2 protein-coding genes and 1 pseudogene are annotated in these 3,782 nt (G+C 69.4%); all 3 read right to left on the bottom strand.

Going from position 1 to position 3,782, the window contains the following annotated elements:
• Positions 1-43: 43 nt before the first annotated feature.
• The gene (locus tag ACFTZB_RS44005) at positions 44-2,152 is read right to left on the bottom strand and encodes a 3-hydroxyacyl-CoA dehydrogenase NAD-binding domain-containing protein (protein WP_378442062.1); all 2,109 of its coding nucleotides are present in this window, start codon (positions 2,150-2,152) and stop codon (positions 44-46) included.
• Positions 2,153-3,361, bottom strand: a complete 1,209-nt coding sequence (locus ACFTZB_RS44000) for a thiolase family protein (protein WP_378442059.1) — start codon at positions 3,359-3,361, stop codon at positions 2,153-2,155.
• Between the two features lie 149 nt (positions 3,362-3,510).
• A pseudogene (locus tag ACFTZB_RS43995) lies at positions 3,511-3,782 on the bottom strand (ribonuclease D); the annotation flags it as partial.

The raw sequence follows: 3,782 nt of genomic DNA, 5'->3' as shown, positions 1-3,782 counted from the left end.
GTGGCAATGCGTGCTCGGGCACACATTGCCACTCACCTCCGGGTCAGACGCTCGCGACGCCCGGCGCCAGGAACCGCTTGCCGTTGACCGCCTCGGACGTGCCGGTGCGGTCCAGGTACGGCGTGATGCCCCCGTTCCAGAAGCCGAACCCGCCGCCGAGGATCAGGCAGAGATCGATGTCCTCGGCCGCCGCGACGACACCCTCGTCGAGCATGATCTGGATCTCCTCGGCGAACGCGCGACGCGTGCGCTCGAGAACCTCCGCGGACGTGGACGCCTTGTCGCCCTGCTTCCACAGCGCCGCGACCTCGGGGTCGACGACCTGCTTGCCGTCGGCGCCGTAACTCCACACCGCCGGTTTCTTCGCCTCGACCAGCGCCTCGAGCCCGGGGGAGTTGTGGAACCGCTCCGGGTACGCCGCGGCGAGGGTCTCGCCGGTGTGCAACGCGACCGCCGGACCGACGAGCGCCAGCAGCGTGAACGGGGTCATCGGCATGCCGAGTTCGGCGATGGCGTTGTCGGCCACCTCGAACGGGGTGCCCTCGTCGACCGCGTTCATGACCTCACCGAGGGTGCGGATCAGGAGCCGGTTGAAGACGAACCCGGGCAGGTCGGCGGAACCGACGGCCGACTTCTTCAGCGCCTTCGCGGTGGCGAATGCCGTTGCCAGGGTAGCGTCGTCGGTCTTCCGGCCCTTGATGACCTCGAGCAGCGGCAGCACGGCCACCGGGTTGAAGAAGTGGAAGCCCACCACCCGCTCGGGGTGCTTCAGGTCCGCGGCCATCTCGGTGATCGACAGCGAGGACGTGTTGGTGGCAAGGATCGTCTCGGGGGCGATGTGCTCCTCGAGTTCCGCGAAGATCTTCTTCTTCAGGTCGAGGTTCTCGAACACGGCCTCGATCACGAAGTCGGTGTTCGCGAACGCCGCCTTGTCGAGCGACCCGGACACGAGTGCCTTCAGACGGTTGGCGGCGTCAGGGGACAGCCTGCCCTTGCCCTGCAGCTTGTCGATCTCGCCGTGGACGTAACCGACACCCTTGTCGATGCGCTCCTGGTCGATGTCGGTGAGGACGACCGGCACCTTCAGCTGGCGGACGAACAGCATCGCGAGCTGGCTGGCCATCAGACCGGCCCCGACGATGCCGACACCGGTGACCTTGCGTGCGAGCGACTTGTCCGGTGCGCCCGCGGGCCGCTTGGCCCGCTTGTTCACCAGGTCGAACGCGTACAGACCCGCGCGGAGTTCGTCGGCGAGCAGCAGGTCGGCGAGGGCCTCGTCCTCGGCGGCGAAGCCCTTGTCGAGCGACGCCGGGTCGGTGAGATCGGTGGTCCGGGCCAGCTCGAGGAGTTCGACGGCCTTGACCGGTCCGGGCGCGTTGTTCTTGGTCTTGCCCTCGACGATCGCCTTCGCGCGGGCGATCGCGTCGTCCCAGCCCGTGCCCCGGTCGATCTCGGGACGCGCGGGGGTGATCTCGCCGGCCAGGACCTGCGCCGCCCAGGCGAACGACTGCTCGAGGAAGTCAGCCGAACCGAACACCGCGTCGACGACGCCGAGTTCGAGGGCCTTCTTCGGGGTGAGCGTCCGGTTCTGGTTCAGCGCGTTCTCGACGACGACGGTGACCGCGTTCGAAGGACCGATGAGGTTGGGCAGCAACTGCGTTCCGCCCCAGCCCGGCACCAGCCCGAGGAACGTCTCGGGCAGACCCAGAGCGCCGGCGCTCTCGGAGGCGGTGCGGTAGTGACTGTGTAGCGCGACCTCGAGGCCGCCGCCGAGCGCGACGCCGTTGACGAACGCGAACGTCGGGACGGACGATTCGCGCAGCCGGCGGAACACCTTGTGCCCGAGGCGGCCGAGTTCGAGCGCCTGATCCCGGTTCGTGATGCTCGGAACACCCTTGAGGTCCGCCCCGGCGGCGAAGATGAAGGGTTTGCCGGTGATGGCGATCGCGACGGGGTGGGCGGCGAACGCCTCGTCCAGGGCCGCGTCGAGGGCCGCCAGGCCGCCGGGCCCGAACGACGACGGCTTGGTGTGGTCGAAACCGTTGTCGAGGGTGATCAGCGCGACGGGGCCCTCGATGCCCGGTACCGCGACGATCTTGGTGTACGCGTTGGTCACGACCTCGTCGGCGAATGCCGTTGCAATGTCGGTCATCTACTTGGCTCCATCGAAGTTCGGGTTCTCCCAGATCACGGTTCCGCCCATGCCCAGACCGATGCACATCGTGGTCAGGCCGTAGCGGACGTCGGGGCGCTGGGCGAACTGGCGGGACAGCTGGGTCATCAGGCGGACGCCGGAGGACGCGAGGGGGTGGCCGCACGCGATGGCGCCGCCCCACTGGTTGACTCGCGGATCGTCGTCGGCGATGCCGTAGTGCTCGAGGAATGCGAGGACCTGGACGGCGAACGCCTCGTTGATCTCGAACAGGCCGATGTCCTCGATCTTCAGACCGGTGCGGGCCAGCAGTTTCTCGGTGGCGGGCACCGGCCCGATGCCCATCACGGCGGGGTCGACGCCCTGGAACGCGAATCCGACCATGCGCATGCCGATCGGCAGCCCGAGTTCGAGCGCGGTGTCCTCACCGGCGAGGAGAGCGGCGGTGGCGCCGTCGTTCAGGCCGGCCGCGTTGCCCGCGGTGATGCGCCCCGCGGGACGGAACGGCGTCTTCAGCTTCGCGAGGTCCTCGAGGGTGGTGCCCGGACGCGGCGGCTCGTCCTCGGTGGCCAGCCCCCAGCCCGCGGCGGAGCGGGTGGCGACGGGTACGAGGGTGTCGGCGATGAAACCGGCCTTGCGGGCGGCCTCGTACTTGTTCTGGCTGGCGACGGCGTACGCGTCGGTGCGGTCCTTGGTGATGGTCGGGAACCGGTCGTGCAGGTTCTCGGCCGTGTTGCCCATGACCAGTGCGCTGGGGTCGACGAGGCGGTCGGCGAGGAAACGGGGGTTCGGGTCGGCGCCCTCACCCATCGGGTGGTGGCCCATGTGTTCGACGCCGCCGGCGATCACCACGTCGTACTGGCCGAATCCGATGCCCGAGGCGGTGGTGGTGACGGACGTCATGGCGCCTGCGCACATGCGGTCGACGGCGAAACCGGGAACCGTCTCGGGGAGCCCGGCCAGGATCGCGGCGGTGCGGCCGATGGTGAGGCCCTGGTCGCCGGTCTGCGTGGTCGCGGCGATCGCGACCTCGTCGATGCGCGCGGGGTCGAGTTGCGGGTTACGGCGAAGCAGCTCGCGGATGGTCTTGACGACGAGGTCGTCGGCGCGGGTCTCCGCGTACATGCCCTTGGGTCCGGCCTTGCCGAACGGAGTGCGGATGCCGTCGACGAACACGACGTTGCGTTGAGTTGTGGTGGATGGAGCCACGCGAATTCCTCCTGATGGAGCAGTTTGGTTCCGGATCACGGCCAGGCGTCCGGCCTCCAGACCAGCGTACCCCTACCGTTACTCGCGGGTAACTTAATGGGTACGTCATCGGGAATTCACGCGCTCACCCCGCGTGTCGGCGATCGCGATCAGTCGTCGCCGGAGCTCTTCTGCTCAGCCGCGGCGCGAAGCGCGGCTTCCAGCCGGGGCACGGTCAGCATCCGCTGCCAGGGTCGCGCCCCGCCCGCGTCGAGCACCCGGTCGATCGCCGCCGCGGCGCCGTCCTCGGGCGCCGCCCAGTCCCAGCACAGCCTCCGGACGAGTTCCGGGGTCACCAGGTTCTCCACCGGCACCGACACCTCCGCCCCGAGGGCGGCCAGCGCGGCGCGGGCCGCCGTCAGCCGCTCGGCAGCGTCGGGGT

The organism is Rhodococcus sp. NPDC057014 (genome assembly GCF_042673295.1).
Lineage (GTDB): Bacteria > Actinomycetota > Actinomycetes > Mycobacteriales > Mycobacteriaceae > Rhodococcus_F.
This window is presented reverse-complemented; position numbering and strand designations above follow the sequence as displayed.

Excerpts from the sequence above, each read along its gene's own strand:
- ACFTZB_RS44005 (WP_378442062.1), bottom strand. The coding sequence starts at position 2,152 with ATGACCGACATTGCAACGGCATTCGCCGACGAGGTCGTGACCAACGCG.